This window comes from Leptospira ainazelensis (genome assembly GCF_016918785.1).
Taxonomy (GTDB): domain Bacteria; phylum Spirochaetota; class Leptospiria; order Leptospirales; family Leptospiraceae; genus Leptospira; species Leptospira ainazelensis.
In genome coordinates this window covers 13,928-35,336 of the sequence record NZ_JAFFPT010000078.1, presented here as the reverse complement: position 1 = coordinate 35,336, position 21,409 = coordinate 13,928, and the positions used below count along the sequence as shown (strand labels likewise).

At 43.5% G+C, this 21,409-nt stretch carries 19 protein-coding genes; 9 read left to right on the top strand and 10 right to left on the bottom strand.

Features of this window, described 5'->3' with window-relative positions:
- The first annotated feature begins 4 nt into the window (after positions 1 to 4).
- Positions 5 to 580 (top strand): hypothetical protein, encoded by a 576-nt coding sequence (locus tag JWG44_RS18755; RefSeq protein WP_205276563.1) that lies wholly within the window; start codon positions 5 to 7, stop codon positions 578 to 580.
- On the opposite strand, the gene JWG44_RS18750 is transcribed toward JWG44_RS18755, so the two are convergent.
- Positions 561 to 1,061: a hypothetical protein gene (locus tag JWG44_RS18750; protein ID WP_205276561.1), complete on the bottom strand. Its 501-nt coding sequence runs from the start codon at positions 1,059 to 1,061 to the stop codon at positions 561 to 563. The genes JWG44_RS18755 and JWG44_RS18750 overlap by 20 nt on opposite strands.
- 126 nt (positions 1,062 to 1,187) lie before the next feature.
- Between JWG44_RS18750 and JWG44_RS18745 the strand changes: the two genes are divergently transcribed.
- Positions 1,188 to 2,819, top strand: coding sequence for a PhoX family protein (locus JWG44_RS18745; RefSeq protein ID WP_205276560.1), 1,632 nt, complete (start codon positions 1,188 to 1,190; stop codon positions 2,817 to 2,819).
- Positions 2,820 to 2,826: 7 nt separating this feature from the next.
- Here the strand turns inward: JWG44_RS18745 and JWG44_RS18740 are convergent, their stop codons facing one another.
- The 3 genes from JWG44_RS18740 to JWG44_RS18730 all read right to left on the bottom strand — a co-directional run bounded on the left by JWG44_RS18740 (position 2,827) and on the right by JWG44_RS18730 (position 6,660).
- Positions 2,827 to 3,171: an STAS domain-containing protein gene (locus tag JWG44_RS18740; RefSeq protein ID WP_205276559.1), complete on the bottom strand. Its 345-nt coding sequence runs from the start codon at positions 3,169 to 3,171 to the stop codon at positions 2,827 to 2,829.
- Positions 3,168 to 4,067: an NAD(+)/NADH kinase gene (locus JWG44_RS18735; protein WP_205276558.1), complete on the bottom strand. Its 900-nt coding sequence runs from the start codon at positions 4,065 to 4,067 to the stop codon at positions 3,168 to 3,170. The genes JWG44_RS18740 and JWG44_RS18735 overlap by 4 nt, the downstream gene beginning before the upstream one ends.
- 238 nt (positions 4,068 to 4,305) lie before the next feature.
- The gene (locus tag JWG44_RS18730; protein ID WP_232371743.1) at positions 4,306 to 6,660 is read right to left on the bottom strand and encodes a SpoIIE family protein phosphatase; all 2,355 of its coding nucleotides are present in this window, start codon (positions 6,658 to 6,660) and stop codon (positions 4,306 to 4,308) included.
- A gap of 282 nt (positions 6,661 to 6,942) precedes the next feature.
- On the opposite strand from JWG44_RS18730, the gene JWG44_RS18725 reads away from it, so the two are divergent.
- Positions 6,943 to 7,863, top strand: coding sequence for an ATP-binding protein (locus tag JWG44_RS18725; protein WP_205276556.1), 921 nt, complete (start codon positions 6,943 to 6,945; stop codon positions 7,861 to 7,863).
- A complete protein-coding gene (locus JWG44_RS18720; RefSeq protein ID WP_205276555.1) occupies positions 7,860 to 8,333 on the top strand; it encodes a hypothetical protein in 474 nt (157 codons plus the stop codon). The genes JWG44_RS18725 and JWG44_RS18720 overlap by 4 nt, the downstream gene beginning before the upstream one ends.
- Positions 8,334 to 9,138: 805 nt before the next feature.
- On the opposite strand, the gene JWG44_RS18715 is transcribed toward JWG44_RS18720, so the two are convergent.
- Entirely contained in the window at positions 9,139 to 9,954 is an 816-nt protein-coding gene (locus JWG44_RS18715) for an acyl-CoA desaturase (protein WP_205276554.1), read from the bottom strand.
- A 209-nt stretch (positions 9,955 to 10,163) separates the two neighbouring features.
- Positions 10,164 to 10,673: a hypothetical protein gene (locus JWG44_RS18710; RefSeq protein WP_205276553.1), complete on the bottom strand. Its 510-nt coding sequence runs from the start codon at positions 10,671 to 10,673 to the stop codon at positions 10,164 to 10,166.
- 301 nt (positions 10,674 to 10,974) lie between these two features.
- Here JWG44_RS18710 and JWG44_RS18705 point away from each other — a divergent pair, with 301 nt between their 5' ends.
- Entirely contained in the window at positions 10,975 to 11,625 is a 651-nt protein-coding gene (locus JWG44_RS18705; RefSeq protein ID WP_205276551.1) for an NADPH-dependent F420 reductase, read from the top strand.
- A gap of 10 nt (positions 11,626 to 11,635) precedes the next feature.
- On the opposite strand, the gene JWG44_RS18700 is transcribed toward JWG44_RS18705, so the two are convergent.
- Positions 11,636 to 12,844, bottom strand: coding sequence for an ankyrin repeat domain-containing protein (locus JWG44_RS18700; protein WP_205276549.1), 1,209 nt, complete (start codon positions 12,842 to 12,844; stop codon positions 11,636 to 11,638).
- Positions 12,845 to 12,968: 124 nt separating this feature from the next.
- Here JWG44_RS18700 and JWG44_RS18695 point away from each other — a divergent pair, with 124 nt between their 5' ends.
- Positions 12,969 to 13,505, top strand: a complete 537-nt coding sequence (locus JWG44_RS18695) for a DUF1564 domain-containing protein (RefSeq protein WP_205276548.1) — start codon at positions 12,969 to 12,971, stop codon at positions 13,503 to 13,505.
- Positions 13,506 to 13,763: 258 nt separating this feature from the next.
- Here the strand turns inward: JWG44_RS18695 and JWG44_RS18690 are convergent, their stop codons facing one another.
- Together JWG44_RS18690 and JWG44_RS18685 are read right to left on the bottom strand one after the other, a co-directional pair.
- Positions 13,764 to 14,714 carry a P-loop NTPase family protein gene (locus tag JWG44_RS18690; protein WP_205276546.1) on the bottom strand — a complete coding sequence of 317 codons (951 nt, stop codon included), beginning with the start codon at positions 14,712 to 14,714 and terminating at the stop codon, positions 13,764 to 13,766.
- A 21-nt stretch (positions 14,715 to 14,735) separates the two neighbouring features.
- Positions 14,736 to 16,748, bottom strand: coding sequence for a protein meaA (locus JWG44_RS18685; protein ID WP_205276544.1), 2,013 nt, complete (start codon positions 16,746 to 16,748; stop codon positions 14,736 to 14,738).
- A 110-nt stretch (positions 16,749 to 16,858) separates the two neighbouring features.
- On the opposite strand from JWG44_RS18685, the gene JWG44_RS18680 reads away from it, so the two are divergent.
- Both JWG44_RS18680 and JWG44_RS18675 read left to right on the top strand, forming a co-directional pair.
- Complete coding sequence (locus JWG44_RS18680; protein WP_205276543.1) at positions 16,859 to 18,199, top strand: hypothetical protein; 1,341 nt, start codon at positions 16,859 to 16,861, stop codon at positions 18,197 to 18,199.
- A 74-nt stretch (positions 18,200 to 18,273) separates the two neighbouring features.
- On the top strand, positions 18,274 to 18,993 hold the full coding sequence (locus tag JWG44_RS18675; RefSeq protein WP_205276637.1) for a class I SAM-dependent methyltransferase: 720 nt from the start codon (positions 18,274 to 18,276) through the stop codon (positions 18,991 to 18,993).
- 6 nt (positions 18,994 to 18,999) lie between these two features.
- Here JWG44_RS18675 and JWG44_RS18670 read toward each other — a convergent pair whose 3' ends face one another.
- Positions 19,000 to 20,301 carry a transposase gene (locus JWG44_RS18670; protein WP_408612020.1) on the bottom strand — a complete coding sequence of 434 codons (1,302 nt, stop codon included), beginning with the start codon at positions 20,299 to 20,301 and terminating at the stop codon, positions 19,000 to 19,002.
- A 286-nt stretch (positions 20,302 to 20,587) separates the two neighbouring features.
- Between JWG44_RS18670 and JWG44_RS18665 the strand changes: the two genes are divergently transcribed.
- Positions 20,588 to 21,397, top strand: a complete 810-nt coding sequence (locus tag JWG44_RS18665) for a hypothetical protein (protein WP_205276541.1) — start codon at positions 20,588 to 20,590, stop codon at positions 21,395 to 21,397.
- Positions 21,398 to 21,409: the final 12 nt, after the last annotated feature.

Here is a 21,409-nt window from a genome sequence, read left to right as displayed (position 1 = left end):
AAGCTTGGAATTCCAAAGTCGGTCCGATACATATAATGTGCGTTTTATGGACCGACTTCGGAAACAATTTTTTTCTATTTTATTGATTCTTTCGGGAATCCTCTACGCAGAGGAGCCTTCTGCTCCGACCTCTCAACCCATCTCCAGAGCTCCGGAAGAAAACGGAGAGGCTCATAAAAACGCCGCATCCTTAGACAAGGAATACTACGAATACTATTTCCGCACGATTCCGGATATCGATTCCTTAGAAAAGGCAAAGTTAGAATACAATCTCATCCGCTCCTTTAAGCTGGAGCTCAGAAGAAGAGAGCCCGCAACCCCGCCGGAATATTTAAAACAAATCAAGGCGGCAGGAGTGCGTTACGAACGAGTACAGCTGGATTCGATCTGGATGCGCGGAATTAAAAATCAGATGCAACATATAAAGTTTCAGGAATATATGTATATCATAATATATGACAAGTATTTCTGTTATATTTCCTATGAGATGAATCCGGCCCGTTACGTGATGGAGCCGTATCAGGTGCAGTTGATTTTTAAGAAAGAAAATCCATTCTTTATCAAACTGCCCGACCCTTGAAGATTCCGTAATAGATTCCGGTCAAAATCAGAGCCGCCGAAAAACAAAGTCCGGTCAGAGCGAAAATTTCCAAAAAATCGAAGTCGTTGATAAAAAGGGAATTCTTTTTGATTCTCGCCAAAACGCGGATTTTACCGAAGGTTTCGAAAGTTTTTCTGCGGATTTCGATACTATCTCCGACCCGAAGTCTCTGATAGAGATTTTCGTCGACTTGTTCCGTGATCTCGTGGAGTTTTCCGGATTCGTCTGGAACCCGATAGGAAACTAGATAGGCGCGTTTGCCCGACTTCTCCACTCGAACCGATTCCGTCAACGTCCCGAAGACGGTCGCGCCAGGTTCTCTCAAACTCTGATAAATCCGATCGAGATGTTTGTTTTCTCCGGAGACTACCAGATAAAAAGGAAGAAAGAAAAGGATCGAACCCAACCCTAGTACGAAAAGAATTTTATAAAACGGAGTTGAATAGGAAGATGAATTCATGGAAGAAAAAGAATCAAGTTCTGTCAGATAGTTTTCAATGCCTTCGGATTATTACAACCAGATAAAATAGGAAGTGATCGGGAAATTCAGGATGGCGATCGTTTTAGATTCTGAAAACTTAGACGTATGACACTGACTCGATCCCAGTTTTTAGAATACTTAGGGAAGGGAATCGGAGCGCTCGCTCTTGCAAAGTCCGGGAACCTTTTCGGTTCCGGCAAACGCACTTATAACAAACCTTCCATTCCGACCGTCAAAAATTCCTTTCCTAAGTTTCAACCCGTCGGCGCGAGAGAACAGGATTCTTTGATTCTACCCGAAGGATATCGATACGGCACGATCGCGCTCTTCGGAGATCGTATCAATCCGCAAGGAGATACGTTCGGGTTTAATTCCGATTTCAATTGTTATCTTCCTTTTAAGGGAAAAAAAGACAACGGTCTTCTTTGGAACAATCACGAGACCCTCGGAGTATTGGAATACTACGTAAACGGCTACGATAGTCAGAAACAAGGCCCGAATTTGAGGACCGATAAACAGATCGAACAGCACCTGTATGCGTTAGGCGGTTCCGTTCTCCGGATATCTAAGGAGAATGGAGACTGGAAGATGTCTCCCGATTCGAAATACGGAAGAAGAATCAACGGCTTAACCGAGTTTCGTATGACGGGGCCCGCAGCCGGTAGTTCTGCGTTAGGGAACACAAATCGCGTTTTTGGAACCTTCGCCAATTGTGCTGGAGGAACCACGTTTTGGAATACGATTCTTTCCTGCGAAGAAAACGTGGAATGGGTGATCGAATCCTGTAAACTCAGCCAAGAAGCCCACTACGGTTGGGTGATCGAAGTCGATCCGTTCGATCCCAAATCCACACCGGTAAAACATACCGCACTCGGAAGATTCTCCCATGAAAACGCGGCTCTGGTTTTGTCTCCGGAGGGAAAACTCGTTGTTTATATGGGCGACGACGCGAAGGATCAATTCGTATATAAGTATATATCAAAAAATTCTTATGATCCGTCGTACGGAGCGGGGAACTCGAGTCTTTTGGAAGAAGGGATTCTTTACGCGGCCGATTTCGAGAAGGGAACCTGGATTCCTCTCGATTTGGAAATCAATGAAGTATTAAAAAATTCTAAATTAGAAAACGGAAAAAGAAGATTCAATTCTCAGGCGGACGTTCTTGTTCATTGCAGAGAGGCGGCGAAGATCTGCGGAGCGACTCCGATGGATCGGCCGGAAGACATAGAAATTCATCCGATCGACGGGACTGTTTTTATCGCGATGACGAACAACGATTCTCACGGGAATTTTTTCGGTCAGATCGTAAGAATTCAGGAAAAATCCGGAAATCACGCAGGTTTAGAATTCGACTTTGAAGTATTCGCAGCGGGCGGACGCGGGTCCGGATTCGCCTCGCCCGACAATCTCGCCTTTGACAAACGGGGAAATCTTTGGATGGTGACCGACGTTTCCCAAAAGAATCTCAATCGTTCGGTATATAAGAAATTTGGAAACAACGGAATGTTCGTGATTCCGACTTCGGGAACGGACTCGGGGAAAGCGTTTCAGTTTGCCTCGGCTCCGGTCGGAGCCGAACTCACCGGACTCTGGTTTACTCCCGATGAAAAGGAATTGTTTGTCTCGGTGCAACATCCAGGTGAAACCACAAAGGACTATCGGAATCCGACGAGTCATTGGCCTCAAGGCGGAAACTCGATCCCAAGACCGGGAGTGATTGCAATTTATCTAAAGTAGATCGGATTTATTTTTTGGCGACTTCGAGAGCTTCGGCTTCGGATTCCAGATGAGTGAACGGTTTCCACAAACCTAGAAGATTGAAGATCTGAATGACCTTGTCCGAAGCTTCGGTGAGAAGAAGTTTTTTACTTTCGTTGGAAAGTTTGTTTCTGAGTTCAAAGATCGCCCGAATTCCGGAACTGGAAATGTATTTTAATTCCGCGAGATTGAGAATGACTACGTCCGGGTGAGGCGGATCGATGATGTCCTTTTTAAAATCGGTAAAGCTGCTTTCGTCCAGTCTTCCATCGAGCGTATAAACGAAAATTCCCGCAGATGTCTCTTTTATTTTGATGCTCAATTGACTCATAACTTACGAACCACTACATGTAATTTTTTTTCAGAGAGTTTAAATTCAGCTTTTGCGCCGGGTGGAAAATCGTAAATCGTTTCCGCAAGAGAATCGATCGAAATTCCGCCTTTCATTTCGGAAATCAAACTAAAACTATCCGAGACCGTGAAATGGTCGAGGGTATATCGAGTGTGTTCCTTTTTCCGAAGTTCTCTACAATAGACTTTGAAAAACGGAGATTGTTTGTCAAAACTTGTATCTTTGTTTTCACAGGACATAACCCATCCCGTGGAACCGGCGCCCGTATAAACCAGGAGACCGGAACATTTCTGTTCTTCCATCTCTTTCCCGTGAAAGATAAAAAACCGGCTCGTAAGATCCGGGCTGTTGTTCCGAATCGAAATCTCGCTGATTCCCTGTAAAGTGCTGACCTTTCTTCCGTCCGGATAATCGATTTTTACTTCGATCAAAGGCCATTCTTCGATCATCGCGTTTTTCCAACCGGTTTCCAAGGCTTCCTTGATATCTTCGACGTGAAAGGAAAGAAGGGCTCCGACCGATGTAGGAGGGTCGGAATTACATCCCAGGACGAGCGTATCGACGGCGTGGTGCGCCACATAGGTAAAATGATTGTCCCCTCCGAGCGCGATCACGAGGTCATAGCCGGAAGGCGGAAATTCTTCCATGGATTTGCGGAAGATAAACGTGCTTTCGGGGAAAAGCCGTTTGAGAGTTTCCCGATTGGAGACTTGTCTCAGATGCGATTCGTGGATTCTCGCAAAAGAATCGTTCTGGATCTTATAGATTTTTTGGAGAATTTCGAGAGAACCCCATTCTTCCAAATCCAACTCGAACTTGGTTCGTTTTCCTAAGATGAGAACTCGTTTGACGGACTGTAATCTCTCCAAAGCCATTGAATGATCCAAATACAAGATCCTTTGGAAAACAGAAACCCATTTTTTGGGAGTTTCCGGTCTTTTGTTTCCGGTTGAAAGGAAGGTTTTTGCGAAGAATGTTTTAGAGGGAGAATTGTTTCACAAAACCGGTCTTGAGGATTACGGAACGTTCAGTGGGGAGCGTTTCGGTTTTGCGCGCCGTTCGATTCTTTCCGAAAAAAGGATCGGTAAGAATCGGACGCTCCGCGTTTTTAAATTAAACCAGAATCGTTTCGGAAGAAACGTCCTGATCGTAGTCTTCGTCTCTGGCTTCTTTTTCCGCGACGAGCGCCTTTAGGTTCGTCATGATAAAACGGAACTTGGAACGATTTCCGACGAGTCTGTAGAGTTCCACAAGATGTTTTAGGTTTCGGATATTTTCAGGTTCGCGGGAACGAAGACGTTCCGAATATTCGATCGCCTTGGAATATTCTTTGATCTTACGCAACGCAAAGGAAGTGTAATATAAGAATTCGTTGTCGAACGGAAACTTATCCACGTAACTTTCGGAATAAGCGGCCGCCGCGGAAAAATCCTTTTGGTTGATGCAGATTCTCGCGAGTTGTTTGTAAAGACCCGGATCCGCGTCGCTGATTGTAAGAGCCTTTTCGAAAAGTTCCCTTGTGACTTTTAGATTTTTTTTTCGGATTTCCTGAATTCCCTCTTTTACCAGACGGTTGTATTCGTCTCCGGCGGATGGAATTTTTTGCAGAGGGAGTTCCACTTCGGTTTTATATGCAATTTTCATAATGGAAAGATCGTCCGTGACTTCTCCCGCGTGATGGAGCAGTTTTTCGAGATCGGCGAGGTCTCCGTTTGCGAGTTCCACGAGCCGTAAGAATAGGGTTTCGTCCTCGTTCATAAACGTTTCTTCGGAGCCCGGTCTTTTCAGAAGGAGATCGTCTCTTCCGTCCGAGCCTATAAAAACGAAATCGTTCGGTTCGAGTTTAAAAACGCGGATGATCGGTTCCGATGCGTTTTCGGTAAATCCGATCTTACGAAGAAGAAGTTCGGGATCTAGAAAGTTCGCCTTTCCGTCCCTGTAGAGAACCATCCAAGGATGTTCCGCGTTGATCGAATATAAGGCTCCTGTTTCCTGATCAAATAACGCGATCACCGCCGAAACTAACATACTTCCGTCGAACGTTACAAAGACGTTTTGGAGTTCCGTATAACAGTCCTTTAACCATTTCTCCGGAGTTTTTTTCTGGTTGGAACGGGAGAGGAGTGTTCTTGTGATGATCGCCTTAAAAACGGTTCCCATCACCAAGGCTCCGCCCGCTCCTTGGATGGATTTACCCATCGCGTCGGCGTTCAAGATGACTACATAGTTTTTTCCCATAAGGGTGATCTCTTGGATGGAGCAGAGATCACCTCCGATTTCGGAATTTTTAGTTCTGAATTGAAATTCCTTTTTTTGTTTGAGAACGGATTCTATCCTTGTGTTTTCATCGGAATAACGAAGCGCAGTCAGAGGCTGGATGAGAAGAGAGGTGAGATAATAATCCCCGTCCTGTTTTTCCTTCAAAGCTTGGACTTCGCTCAGGGTGTCCTGAAGTTCCTGGGTTTTTTCTTCTACCTTTCTTTCCAGAAAAAGCTGATGATCCAAAAGTTCCTTTTTCATGTGAACGAATACTTCTCCCATCTGACCGAGTTCATCCGTGCGATCCAGATCGATGATGGTGGTCTCGTCTTCGGACGGATTTTTCATCGCGAAGTTTAAGGCTTTGACGGCGTTGATGATGTCCCTCGAAAAAAGATACGATACGAGAAGAATTCCTATAAAAATCGAAAGCGCTAAAAGACCGCAATATATCCAGAGATTCTGTGTGGTCGTATGAAGCTCCGTCTCGTCGATCATTAGAACGAACTCGAGCGCTAAATTGGTGAGACCCTTGTTTTCGTAAGGAATTCTTGTGAGATAAAAATACTTTCCGTCAAAGGGAAAACGGGATCCGCTTTTGAGAGAGGGGAGCTGATGATTCTTTAGATACTTCTGGATTTGATCGCCGGAAACCGAGATCTGTTTGTCCTTTTCGTAAATAGCCATGTGGACATCCGTGGACCCCGTGATATTCTCGGTGAATTTTTGATCCACGACCTGCCCGACTAACACCAAAGAGCCGTTTCGTAGAGGCGATGTTACACGAAGACCCAAGCCGCTGTGACCGAGTTCCAGAGTGGAAGCGATCTTACCCTTGAGAGCTTCCTGCACGATCTTCTGTTTGGATTTATCGTCTCCGAAATCCGCAGGTCTGTGAAAACGATAGACAACTTTGCCCGAAGCGGAGATCACTTCAAAGATCGAAAGGTCGTATTGTTTCATGATCCCCAAAAAGTATTCCCGTTGGGAATTCAAGAGTGAGCGGTTGTTCGAACCGGATTCTAAGATCGAAATCGTTTTCGAATTTCGTTCCAACTCTTTTAGCATAAAACGAATCGTTTCTTCCTTATGTCTGAGCTCTTTTTGAAAGTCTACGGATTTGTCTAGGGCGCGTTTGTCCTGGGGTTCGTTTTTGACTCGGTCGATCATCTGAATGAAAGTAAACGCGAGAATGAGAACAAGGAACAATTGACTTGCACTTAGGATTAAAAATATTTTTTGTCGGAAACTCATAAAAAACTCGCTCGGGTTCGAGATATACTCAGTTCATTCGATTTCAAATGTTGAGAATTTTTTCATCGGAATCGAGCCGGCTCGAAAAAAATTCTAAAGGTCTAAATCGGCTCGATTTGTTTTTTCAGCATCGAAAGTGAATTATCACTTGAACCCATAGCAGTGGAAGGTAGTTTAGAAATCCCCCGGTTTTCAGATCGGGAATGTGAAAATCTCGTTACAGAAATAAAGAGCTTTATGTCCCCAGAAGAGAAACGAATTCAAGAATTAGAAGATGAAAACAAAAAACTCAAACGGCAAATCGAAAATACGGCTCAATCTCCTTACTTAAAAAAGGGGATGGCAAGCGTAAGATACTACGCGAGAATTTTTCGAGAAGAGATCGTCGAGAATGAAATCCGAGGAAGGATCGACGAAAGTTTGGGAACCCTCTACGAGATTAAAAATTTCGTACACCGTTATTCGTCTTTAGCCGGACTGGATCCCGATACGATCCGAATCATAGCGACCGAGGCCACGCAGAACATCGTGGAACACGGACAGGGAAAATACGCCGAAATCGAATTAGAATTACATAATGAAGTCGTAAACCCGTTTTTTAAGATGTCTTTCAAACACGAGATGAAACCCGGAATGAAATACACTCTTTCTCAAATCAACGAGAACGTAAAAAAAGGGGATTTCTCCTCCGAACTTTTCGATATCGAAAGTTCCCGGGGAAGAGGGGAGTTTTTAATGAAAGAACTCGCCGACGAGAGAAGGGTTTTAAACGGCGTCGAAATCACTCCAGAAGGAAACAAGGTTCACTACTTCAAAAGGGTTTTGATCAATTACAGGGATCCGAAGGGACCGAGGGACGTAACGAGTTTTGACGAGATCAAAGAAGAAATCGACCGTTTGGATCCGGAAGAAGCCCTTTGTTATTTTCATATCGATCACAGAAAGAGTAAGTTGTCCTCCGTGACGATCGTGGTCACCGCATCCAGAGAAACCAAACTTCGCACGTTGATGGAAGAAGCCGGATTCTATCTCGTGCATAAGGACAAGTATTATAGAGCTGTATTTTGTTCCTTTGAGCCGACCCGCGAGTTTACGCCTGGAGAATTGGAAAACTTGTTCGAAAAGGTTCGTAAACAGGTGGAGATCGAAAAGGAATGAGTTCGGATTCCTCGTCGGGGGCGGGATTTCCGTTTTATCCGTTCCGGGATTTTCTGCTCGGAGAAGTGCTTCTAAAAACATTAAAAGAATTGAATGTATCTTCGGAATCAGCCGAAGAAGCCGTGGGCTCCCATCTTTCACCGGGCCAAAAGGGTTTTGTGTTTACCCCGAACGCAAAAAAACAGACGTTGATGAATCTTTATCCCGAAAAGATTCGCGGTTTTTTAAAGGTCGGAAAAACTGAAGAAATCAAAAACGAATTTAGAACGATGATTTCCTCGGAAGGAAAGTTGGATCTCGCTCTGGAACTTTTAGAATGGCTCTTTACCGGTTTTGAAGAAAAGAAATTGTTAAACGAATTGTTCTCCCTCGTCCTAAACGATAAAATCCCTCTTCCTGAAAACTTTCTCGAAACCCTCAAAAAAAATTACGAAGAAGAAGTTTTAAAGGATCTGGAGAATTTGGAATAGGATTCTTTTTGAAAAATCTTTCTGATGTGTGAGTTCCTACTTTTTACCGAGTATTCGAAACGTTTAAATTCTTTCCTGATTCTATGTCGGACCAACTTAAAGTCCGAATTCAAACAAGTTCTTTCGATGAATTTTTTTTGTGGGGAGAAAGGATGGATGCTGATGCTATTCGTGGGAAGGAGGCGATTCTTCACATCCTCTGATTTGATTTCAGAGTTCGTCTGAAAAAATTTGAAATCGTCCAAAAGCCTCAAAATACGAGAATCCTAAATTATAAAATTCTAATCCATGTGCAGGAGTTTCCACAAATTACGTCTCATCGACGTTTTGTTGGATTCCTAATCGTTCCTTTGGTATGCACCATATCCTTACCCGCAAATGGAAAAACGATTTGGAATCAACAAGGGGGCCATCGGAATTCTTGTAGGAGTTCCTACATTCGAGACTTTTTACTTGCAAAGATAAGGTTTTTATGATAGAGCAAAAGTCTCCCGGAGTTTTTCCGCCTCCCACCCCTCCACCCGAAATTTGGGCGGGGCTTTCGTTTCACGGAGGACTGTCGCTGTTCCGACAGATTCTTTTAAAGATTCAGTCCACTTTGTGGGTAAGGTTATGGGTTTGCACGGGGGTGTGAGTTCCCACATTTGAGACTAGTTCTTTGAATGTGGGAACTCCCGCGTTTCCGAATACGAGCTCATTGAATCTTGAAGCGGTTTCTTTTACGATTTTGGGAGAGGTTCTAAATAAGAAAGTGGGTTATAAAATGAAAAGCCCGCCGAAGGCGGGCTTGTAATAGGAGCAATTCTTAAGCGGCTACGCTGGGGGAAGGATCGACGATGACATCGGATCCCCGAAGAATCTTTTTCCCTTTTTCCGTCCAGACGGCTCTTTGGATTTTGATAATTTTCAAAAGATGCAGAACCTTCATGGCTTGATAGGTTAGATCCAATTCAAACCAACGAAATGCAAAATTCGGAGAATTCGGATGTGCGTGGTGATTGTTTTGATACAATTCTCCAGCGATCAAAAAATCCACGAAAAGAGTATTTTTCGAATGATCAGGATTTTCTTTGTGGTTTCTATAACCATACATATGTCCGCACCAGTTTACGATCGCTCCATGAATCGGTCCCATCAACCAGTGGATCGGAAGTAAAAGATACCATCCATATTGACCGGCAGGAACAAAGTAAAGGTAGAATAACGTGTAGAGTGTTCCACAGGTCAAACGAAACGGCCAAGAATCGCTGAGTTTATCGATCGCAGGCCACTGCGGATAGTTTCCTCGAAAGTCTTTTTCGACGTTCGCTTTTTCATCCAAAATCGCTTCGTAGTTGAGTGCGGTCTTCCACATCATGTCCAAAAAACCCTTAGAGGCGATCGGAGAATGCGGATCTTTCGCAGTATCGCTGTAAGCGTGGTGTTGTCTGTGCATAATCGCATAAGCGCGAGGATTTAAAAAGGAAGAACCTTGAGCGACACAGGTAAAAATATAAAAGAATTTTTCCCAGAACTTGTTCATCTTAAACATCGCGTGAGCCGCGTATCTGTGAAGAAAGAAGGACTGAACAAAGGCCGATAAAAACCAGTGTGCGAAAAAGAAGGTAAGAATGATTGCCATTGAATATTAGCTCCTATTGTAATAAATAGGAGCCGAACTGAGGAAGCTTGTTGCAGAAAAGTTCTGAAATTTTTTAAAAAAACTGGAAACGTTCTAAAGAATCGATATTCGCCGAAAAAGAAGGTTTTTGAAAGCAGAAGTGCCGTTTTGGATGAAAATAAAAAAGGCCGAGTTTTCTCGGCCTTTTTCAAAACGATAAAACGGAGAAATTATTTCCCTTTGTGAATCGGTTTTACGGGAACTCGGATTGCGTCTACTTTGATTTTATATCCGCCGGATACGGTGACGACCCCTTTGTAGAGATCGGAAACATCGGTGATTTTTGCGATAAACCAGGAACAAGTTCGAGCTTCTTCTTTGTTTTCAGGCGCTCGATAACCGTCTTCGGTTCCTAGGTCAGCTATGATCACGTTTATTCCGATTTTGAGATCGTTTTGTTTTGCGATTTCGGTAGAATAAAAGAATTTAGTCCAGACCTTATTTCCGTCGTGAACTTGTAAAAACTCTCCTTCGCTTTTTGTCTTTGCAGACGGAGGAGTGAGTTGTTTGGCGAGGTGAAGGTAAATCCAAGACTGATTTTTGAATTCTTCTTTGGAAATAAAAAAGTCATCCGGTTGAATGTAGTGCGCGTCCTCTTCGGCAAAAAGAAGAGAGGGTAGGAGAGTTAGAGAAATCGCGAAGGCCAAAATCGCGGTTATAGAGTGAAACTTTTTTTTCATTTTTGACTCCTTGTCAAAGTTGTATTCTCATTTGAAATTGGAATACCTTAGATTAGAATCGGACTCGATCCGATTCTAAGAATCCAGGGTGAACATCTCATCTTTTGAGGAAACAAATATTTTCCTAATTTGAAAGTTTCGTTTTTATAATAACGGAGTCTTTCCTTGGGAGTAAACAGGATACAAGGACGTCTAAGTGGGAAGGTTGTTTTGAAGAAGAGGCGGACCCGCCGCTCGCAGAGCGGCGGGTGAAACGGCAGTTTTCATCCGCAAAGAAATTTATTTTGAAACGGAGGCTTGAATGAAAGGAAAGAAAATAGGGATTTTAGGATCTGGAATCGTTGGGCGGACGTTAGCTGATGGATTCCTTAAGTATGGGGCCGAGGTAAAGATCGGCACGAGGGATCCTGAAAAACTCAAAGACTGGTTGTCCAAAACCGGAAAAGGCGCTTCGGTGGGATCTTTTGCGGAAGCATCGAGTTTCGGTGAGATCCTTGTTCTCGCTTGCAAGGGAAACGCGGCGAAGGAGGTTTTGAAATTGGCGGGGAGCGATTCCTTAAACGGTAAGACCATTCTGGATACTACGAATCCGATCGGAGATAGCGCGCCCGTGAACGGTGTTCTGAATTTTTTCACATCATATAATGAATCTCTTATGGAACAGATTCAAAAAGAATATCCTAAGGCGAACTTTGTAAAGTGTTTCAGCTCGGTCGGTAGTTCTTTGATGGTCAATCCTCTTTTGAAAGATGGAAAGCCAAGTATGTTCATCTGTGGAAACGACGAGAACTCTAAAAAACAGACGAGAGAAATCTTGGATACTTTCGGCTGGGAGACGGAAGATATGGGGAAAGTCGAAGCGGCCCGTGCGATCGAACCGCTTTGTATTCTTTGGTGTATCCCCGGATTCTTATCCCAATCCTGGACACATGCTTTCAAACTTTTAAAGTGAGCTGAGCGGCTTATTGCGGTTTCGGTTTGCTCGAAGTGGATCTGGATTTCGTTCCTCCTGCCGCTTCGAGAAGAGGAATGATCGCGGTCCTTCCGTATGCGGTTGCCAAAGATAACGCCGTATAACCGTCCACTTGATAGTTCGGATCCGCTTTTTTTTCGAGAAGAATTTTGGTGAGTTCCGGAAGATCAAAATAAACGGAAAGATGAAGAATTCTCCAACTTTTTGTTTCCGTATTCGGATCGGCGCCTTCGTTTAACAAACGAAGAGCGGTATTGAGATCCTTCTTGTAAACCGCTTTGATAAGGGCTTTGTTTTTGGAAGCCTGTTCTTCCGGCGTCAGAGGGAGCGGGTTGTTTGATGGTTTCGATTCTTCGGGGGTAGTTCGATTGGAAAGGTTGGAGTTCGGGTTTCCGGCGAATGCATAGTCAAAAACCACCTTGGCGCCTTGGACTCCCCGATGATAAAAGAGTTTTCCATTGGAAAATTCAGGATGATCGAGTTTTGTCACTTCGGAGACTTTGGTTTGCGTATCGTAGACACTTCCAAAATTCTTTCCCGTAAAAAGTTCCGCTACGATACTCTGCGCGGTCCAATGGGCCCAGGTCGCATAATACCCTTGAAATCCAGCCTTTAAAAATGGAGCGGAATACATCGAGACCCTGTGTTTTGTTTCTTCCGCATCAATGACTCCCATATCATAAGCCATATTCCCCGCAGTAAAACAGGCTCCAAGAAAAAGGACAACGGCGCCAGGCGCCGGTTTTAAAGAATTCTCCACCTCTTCGTTGGAAACGAATTTCCCCTTCAAAGCGAATCCTCCCACATACTTTTGATGAAAAGGTGAATTCGTAAGATTGCTCCCGATTCCGTGCCCGGCATACAGGACTATGTTTGCTCCCTGGATCGCTTCTTTGATTTGTTCCCAGGATGTTCGAGGACTATAAAATTCGGTGACTTGTACTCCGCGAGATTTGAGGACCTTTGTTACTTCTTGCATATTCTTTATGTAACCCAATGTTCCCGGTCCGTTGTCTCCGTCCACATCTCCAACTAAAGCGACCGCCCTGTATCCGTTCCCGGATATCGTCGCTTCCGGTAAGTTTGCGCGTTTGGAGATTTTGAGTAGAGATTCTCCAATTGCGTGATTTGGATGTTCGCCTTCGGCGAAAATCGGTAAGATAAGGAAGAAGAGGAGGATGAACTTTGGTAGATTCATAGAGAAAGGAATGTAAGAAATAAATTTCCGATGTCAAGGAGAAGTGTTCTTAAAAATGATTCTCGGAGGATTTTTTTTCTTCTTTTTGCGATATCGTGGAATGTTTCGGGAACCGTTCTGGTTAATGGACATTCTATCGTTAAGCTCTGAGAGAAAGATTGAATCTGCTTTGATTGAAGGAGAGATTGGGACAGACTCTATTTTGATCCCTCTTTCTTATTGGGATGAATTGAGTTTGGAGGAAAGGAACATTCTTCGGAAAAAACTTCCGTATCTTTTGAGGAGATATACGAAGTACGTGAGTTCTCTGAAGAGATTACACTGGAGGGCCGGGAAAATTAAATACAATCGGGGAGTTGGGAAAATGAAGAAGATGAGCATTCGTGTGAACACCGGAGCTTGGGCGGTTTTGGGTGCGCTTGCGGCCGCGCACGGGGTTTCGAGGTGTTATCTTTTTAATTATTTGCTTTGGTTGGATGACGTTGGAGTTGGGGATTCTATCCTGGATACTTTGAACCAAGGAGTTCCTAGGTTTCACGAGTCTTACAGGATGATTTGGACCCTCGATTTACGACAAAACCTCATTTCCCGAGAACTGGAATTCGAACCCAACCCAATGACCGACACCTTCCCCTACCATCTTCCCCCGAATAGCGCCTAAACAAAACCGTCCGGCCCAAAAAAAGAAACCGCACAACCGCAAAGGTCTCGCAACCATTCGAAGACCGTCAAGACCGTCAAGACCGTCAAGACCGTCAAGACCGTCAAGACCGTCAAGACCGTCAAGACCGTCAAGACCGCGCGCCCACTCCAATTTCTCGACAAAACCAATTCAAAACCGGCATCTCAATCCATTTGAACTCGGAATTTTCGCGAAAAGACTTCGTATGAATTCTACCCAAAGTCCTTTCTCCGAATTTCAACTTTTCAGGTGTTTCCTGATCTCAACCAAGGCGAGGGATTCTAAGGTTTCAAAGTTTGTGGAACTAGAGAAGGGGAGATTTTCGATCAATCTTAGACCGAAGTTACCGTACTCGTTCTTGATCCATTTTTTGAGTTGGAGAAGGGTTTCTTTGGAACGAACTCCGGAAGGAGCCGCTTTCCGAATGAATTCCAAAAGTTCGACGATCCCGACTTTTGTTTTGGTGGAAGTTTTGAAAACCGGAGGAAGATTTTTTCCGGGCATGATATCCTTTAAGAATTCCAAAGTAGTTATCAGCATATGATAACTCGAATTCGCGAGTTGTTCCTCGTCGCATTTGTTTAGGATAAAAGAATCCGGAACTTCCATAATTCCGCTTTTCATAAACTGGACCTGATCCCCGCCTAACGGTTGCAAGACGAGAAACGAAAGATCGGTGAGTTTGGAAACTTCGATTTCGTTTTGTCCGATTCCGACTGTTTCGATAAAGACGTAACGAAAAAAACAACGTAAAAGACGAATGACGTGATACGTGTAAGGATTGACTCCCCCGAGCTCGAGTTGACTCGGTTGGGAACGAAAGTAGATTCTTTTCTCGCGAGCAGGAAGCGAAAGGCGGGTTCTATCTCCGAGCAAGGAACCTCCGGAGATATGACTGGACGGATCGATCGCAACGATCGCCATCGTCTCTTCGTTTTCGCCTTTTAAGAATTGAGTCGCGAGTTCTCCGAGAAGAGAGGACTTCCCCGCACCCGGAGTTCCGGTAAAACCAACTGTCAAAGAATTTTTTCCGGTCAAACCTCTTGTGTAAAGTTCTTCAAAAAGATTCTTTCTAAACTCGAAGGAATCCGGTCTTTCCACGCCGGAGATCAGTTTCGCGAGAGGAAATTTTTCTCCCTCCCGCGCGCCTTCAATGAGCTCCGCGAGTTCTTGCAAAGAAGTGTTCACAGACAATTCCGCAGAGACGCGTTAAGCGGCTTTGATCGTTTTGGAAATGATGTCGATGATTTTTTCCATCACGTCCATCAGATCGTAATCTTTCGGAGTAAAGATCGCTTTAACCCCGAGTTTTAAAAGAGCGTCAAAATCTCCCGGAGGAATGATCCCGCCGAAGACCACGGGAATGTCAGCTTTGTAGTGTTTGAGTTCCTGAAAGATCTGTTCCGCGAGTTCTTGGTGAGAACCGGAAAGGATCGAAACTCCGATCACGTCCGCGTTTTCTTCCACAGCGGTCTGAACGATTTCTTCCGGTGTTAAACGAATTCCGGAATAGATCACGTCAAAACCCGCGTGTTTTGCGGAAACGGCGATCATTTCGGCTCCGTTGGAATGTCCGTCTAACCCCGGTTTGCCGACCACGATCTTCGGTCTGGTTCCGTTTGTTTTTAAGAAGGCTTCCACTTTTCCTCTGACCCTTGTCACCTTTTCGGTTTCGAGATTGAGTTTTTGTCCTTCGACTCCCGTGGAGGGTCGGTATTCTCCGAAGACGGATCTTAAGACGTCGGCCCATTCTCCCGTGGAAACTCCGGCCTTCGCACATTCGATGGAAGCGGTCATCAGATTCTTATTAGCTTTTGCATCCGCTTCTAAATTGGCGAGGGCGGTCTTCACTTGGTTCGCGTCCCTTTTCTCCTTTGTCTTTGCCAATACTTTCAGAGTTTCTTCCGCGGACTTAGGATCCACTTTGAAAACTCCTCCGTCTTGGTCGGTCATCAATGGAGATTCAATTCCTTCGGTCCACTTGTTCTTTCCGACGATGATGAGTTCGTTGTTGTTGATCTTTGCGAGACGTTCCGCCTGCGATTTGACGAGTTGGGATTTCATGTAACCGTTTTCGATCGCTTTGATCGCTCCGCCCATATCCAGAATTTTCTGAATTTCCTTGTAAGCTTCTTCTTTGAGGTCTTTTACTTTGCTTTCCACAACTTTAGAACCTTCGAAAAGATCCGGATATTCGAGCAAGTCGGTTTCGTAAGCGAGAACTTGTTGAAGTCTCAGAGACCACTGTTGATCCCAAGGTCTTGGAAGGGAAAGGGCCTCGTTCCAAGCGGGAAGTTGAAGCGCTCTGCAACGCGCGTCTCGGCTCATTGTGACGCCTAACGCTTCGATGAGAATTCTCCAGGCGTTGTTCTCCGGTTGTTCTTCGGTGAGACCGAGGGAATTCACCTGAACCCCATAACGGAAACGGCGATACTTTTCCTGTTTTACTTGATAACGGTCTCTTGTGATCTCGTCCCACATATCGGTGAAGGCGCGCATCTTGCACATCTCTTCCACAAAACGAATTCCCGCGTTTACGAAGAACGAAATTCTTCCCACGCATTGTTCAAATTCGTCCGGAGTAAAACAGTTTCTTTCTTTGATTGCGTCAAGAATTGCGATCGCAGTCGCGAGTGCGAAGGCGAGTTCCTGCACCGGCGTTGCGCCCGCTTCCTGTAAGTGATACGAACAGATGTTAGACGGGTTCCATTTCGGAATATTCTTCAAGCTGTATTCATACATATCCACGATCACGCGGATGGATTGAGCGGGTGGGAAGATGTAAGTTCCTCTTGCAAGGTATTCTTTGATGATGTCGTTTTGAGTGGTTCCTTGGAGGAGTCCGATGTCCACGCCTCTTTCTTGTGCGAGGGCGACGTAAAGAGACAGAAGATACATCGAAGTCCCGTTGATCGTCATCGAAGTGTTCATTTCCTCGAGAGGAATCTGGTCGAAGAGAATTCTAAAATCCTCTAAAGTATTGATGGGAACTCCGACTTTTCCGATTTCCGGTCTTGCGATCGCGTGATCGGAGCTATAACCGCACTGAGTCGCGAGGTCGAAGGCGATGGAGAGTCCGGTTTGACCTTTGGAGAGGTTTTTTCGAAAGAGTTCGTTCGATTCTCTCGCGTTTGTGTGTCCCGCGTAGGTTCGGAAGATCCAGGCTGGTTCTTTGGATGGTTTTCCGGCTTTGTCGTAAAGGATATGATCTTTATTTTCCATGAATTCTGTCCCGATTCGAGGTTCTCATTGTTACTTCAAAATGTGTTGGTAGAATTTCACCTCAATTTTTATCCTTGCTCTGATTTCCGCAAAAACCCTACGGACCCGCAATGGATTTAGAAAGAAGCAACAAAGCCAACCCAATCTACCTTTTTCTTTCGGCGATCGGCCTTTCAGTCGTGCTTTCCGTCCTTTATCACTGGTTTGGAGAACCTCTGAATCCGGAGGCGCTGAGTGTTCTCGCCAACCTTCGTTCTCTGACCGAAGAAGGAAAATTTTTCTCCGATCAAGCGCCGCTTTCCTTTTTCATTTTGGATTTTTGGAAATCGATCACAGGGCTCAATTATACCACGGCCTTTTATTCTCTTTCCGCTTTTGTTTTTTCGTTTTGTATCCACGTGATCGGGTTGATTCTTCAGAGAGAAAAATGGAAACCGAATCACTATCTGATCTGTTATCTTTCGGCTCTGACTCCGCTGACCTTTTCTATACCTTTGCACTTTTATCCCGAGTTGTTTAGTCTTTCCTTTTTGTTGATTCTCTTTCTTGCTTTTAGAATGGAAACTCTGGGCGACATATTCTTGCTTGTGATTTGTATTCTCGGAAGTTTCTTTTCCCACTTCTCGGTGTTTCTTTTTGGAATGACCGTCTTTGTGATCAAAGCCGGGACCGTGGGAATCAAAGAAAGAAAAAAACATCAGTCCGTATTTTTCAAAAGAAGAAATATTCCTCAGCTTGTATTGCTTGTTTATCTCGGAGCGTTTCTCGCTCTTCTAACGATTCTAATCAACGTCGAATTCTACGGAGAAAATTCTTTCGAAAGTTTTTATAAACTCGGATGGAATTATCTGATCAACATCGGTCCTTTGTTTCTTATTCTCTACGTAGGAAGTTTTCTTTTGAAATCGGAGAAAGAGCTGAATACGATCGCCGCGAGCGCGGTCTTGTTTGTCGCTCTTCTTGTTTCCGCATATTTTTCCGTAAAACCTACGACGGGAATCAACGCGACGAAGTTGAGCGCCTTTACAAAAGATCTCGTAAATTTAAAGAGTAGGGAAGTGATTCAGGCGGAAGAGAAGATCTTTGCAAGTCCTGCTGTTTCGTCTTACGTGTATTTTCATTCCAAACAAAGGCTCGTATCTTTTAAGCCAAAGGAATGGAAGAATCGAGATTATCTCTTTTTGGAAGAAGTCTGGCTCGCAGACAAGAGAGATCTTTTAAAACGTTATAAGTTTAAGAATCCGCAATACGTCTTTTTATCCGGGGAACAGATTTTGATCACCGGATTTCTGACAAAGGTAATCAGCGGAGAAAAAGAAAATACTCAGATCAAGATTCAGGTGGAGAAAGCCAATTCTCAGCTCTTATCTAAGAATGGAGAAAAAGGGCTCAATCGTTTTCTGACGGGGCTCTTTACCTCTTCCGCGCTGAGTCCGGAACAAAATCCTTGAAGTCCATCTGGAATCAAAAGAAAAATCCAAAAGATAAGAATCCGACTTCCAAAGGTCAAAAGATCGCCGTCTCCTTGTCGGAATATAAGGAAAAATTAAAGTTCGGTTTAAAAGGCAAAAAAGAAGAATCTTCCGAGGACGAGGGTTTGACGATAGGAGCCAACGGACTTCCCTTCGAGACCGCGTATTGGAGGGACATCTACGGATCGGGAACCGACGTAGACGCGACATTTAACGCAAAAGAACACGCACGTTATGCGAAATCGATCTTCAATCTGATGGAGATCAACGTAAATTCGATTGCGGATTTCGGTTTTGGGAAGGGAATTCTTTTAAAAGAGATGGTGAAGATTTTCAAGCCGGGGAGGGTTCTTGCGATCGATCCTTCGGAACAGATGCTCGACGAACTTCTAACACAAAAATGGATCCGCGCCTGGAACATCTCCGTCTTAAACACGACGGTTCAGGAATTGGATCTGTCTTATTTTGTTCATCTTCCTTTCGATCTCGGGATCTGCAATTCCGTGGTTCAATACATAGAAGGCGACCTAAAACCGGTCTTCGAAAAACTTCATAGGATCGTAAAGTATCTCTATTTCTCCGTTCCCACGAAAGACGACTACATAAGAATGAAAAAAGAAATCTACTTTGAAGATCCTTACGCCTTCGTGAGAACTAAAAAACAATACATGAAGATGATCGAACCTTACTTCCGAAGGGTCGGTTTTAATCTTTTAGAGAGCCGCCTCGTTTCAGATTCCCGTTTTACCGATCAATTGTTTAAGGACGAATAATCCATCTTATCCCTTCCCTCCAATCCTCACCGGATCGGAGCCCAAGGATCGCACATCACTCGTCCTTAAAAAGTTGATCGGTAAATCGTCGAATCCCAACAGATTCGCATTCTTTAAAAAACTAAACTCATCTAAGTACAACTGACTGAACTGCGGCCGAATGTATCCGTATGCAGAGAAGGCGGCCTTTACTAAACGGTGATTTCCTTCCGCTACCTGATTGTGAATTCCGTCTTTACACCAACGATTCTTAGCGAACTTGTAACGATTGTCTTTCGACTTCGCACTGTGATTTACTGACCTGTGGTTTTTGTAGACTCCAAAGAGCCATGGATAGCCTTCGTCTGTGAAAAGCGGTGTAGAGAAGGGTAGTTGTTTTACTAACAGTGGGCCAATCGTATCAGCTTTTGTATTGGAAACTGAGGTAAAGAAAGCAGGTCCATTTTTTATTGCGATTGAATGTAAAAGTGTTCCAACCTGCTTACCACCGAGCTTCTCTGAGAGATAGATGGAAGCTGTTAAACCAGTCTTTCTGTAACGAGCTCTTCCTTTGTTCGCTCTTTGACTCGCACTGTATAAAACCGCTGAATCAGCGCATACAAAGGGTTTTTTAGCCATTTTACGAGTAAGAGCTGTATCGGAATTAGGATCTAACTTGAAGTCTTTGAACTGAGTTTCTAAAACTCTGAATGTGAGATCTTTGTAGATCGGTAGTAAATCAGAACAGAGTAGTTGGAACCTTCTCTTTAGTAGCGAGGCGGCTTTGTAACTGATCTTTAGCTTCCTGGAGATCTCAGAAGATGTAATTACCTTAGGATATTGGATCAGAGATTCATAGAAGACGAATCCGAACATATAGAGGGGTAGTTTAAAGTGATTTAAGGGAGTATAGCTGAGTCTTGAGCATTGGTATCTACAGATTTTACAACGAATTACATCGGGTCTGGTAGAGATTTCTTTTGTTAAAATCTGATCATCACAGTGAGGGCAATGCTTTGGATAGAAGTCGTTTAAGATCTTCTTTGTGATTTTTGTATAGAATGGGATGTTGAAAGGAGAATTGTCTAAGGTGGAGTAGTGGAATTGAGATTCTTTAAGAAATAACTTTTGTTTACTGTTCTGATGAGAGTTAACGTTCTTTGAGGTAATGAAAGGCTTAGTGGATATCTTGAAAAAGGACGGTTGGTGAGGATTGGTGCGAGGAGATATGCCTAAGTCTGACCAAGTTGCGTTAGTTCCTGTGGTTTCTACGGGGAGGGTAGAAATTTGGGGGTTTGGAGCAAGTTTTTGATTCAAGGTGAGGGCCACAGTTGGTTCCTGGAAGGTTCTTTTGTATACATAAAGAGGGAAGATTGTCAAGCGGAAATTCTCTTTCTTGGCTACTTTTGAGAAAATGGGGCGTTAAAAGTCTTTTTGTGTAAGAGTGGATTCTATTGTCTTAGGAAAAAAACCTTCAAAACCATTATTATTTTTTGATTTATTGGGATAAGAGAGGCTCTTTGAAACTTTTGTAGCGATATAACTGAAAAAGTTGATATGAGAATATTTGGTAAAAATCTGCTATAGAGTTATAAAAAACGGCAAAAGGAAAATTATGAAAGTAATTATAAATTCGTTTCTGTTATTATCTGGAATCTATTTGATGCATTGTTCAAAATCAAATAATGTAAAAGATGTTAAATTGACTCTCCCTAAAACTGATCACGAATTGAATCAGTTATTAACCTCTATCGATCAATGGGAAAATGAAAAAGGTAAGCGCATCGCTTTCAATAAAGATAATACATTCGAATATACTCAAATAAGCGAACCTGTAGTGTCTGGAATTGGCAAATATCACTTAGTCAACAAGCAGATTAAATTAAGTTTTAGCAATAAAAATACCCACACTTGGTTAAATGGAAAAAAAATTGTTTGCGAATTTATTGTAAATGAACATGCCTGGAAACCTCAACAGTACATATCTTGCATTCAAGGAAGAAGCGAAGAGAAATTTGAACTTACCAACCCAAAATCAATTAACTCAGGAAATGAAAGTAATATTGATAAAGTTGAAGTTCGAATACTTGGGTATAAACCAGCAAATACAAAGCGTTCTTTATATATCCGGCAAGCGCCCTCTATATCGGGTAAAATAATTCCGTTTTCGGACCTTGGGAGCGAAGAATGTTTGGACGAATTCCATTTATTTCCATCAGTACAAAAACCTGAAAAAGTAAATTCAGATATTTACGTTCGCTTCCCTGCGAAATTTGACCTAACACTTATTGCTGAAACTAAAGAAAAAGACATCGTAGATAAATTCGAAAACAATTGGTATTTCGTTAAAGTATTTGTTTCTTGTATTGGCTATGAAACATCACTTTATGGTTGGGCTTATGGGGAGTTTATAGAAAAAAAATGATGATAAAAAGTG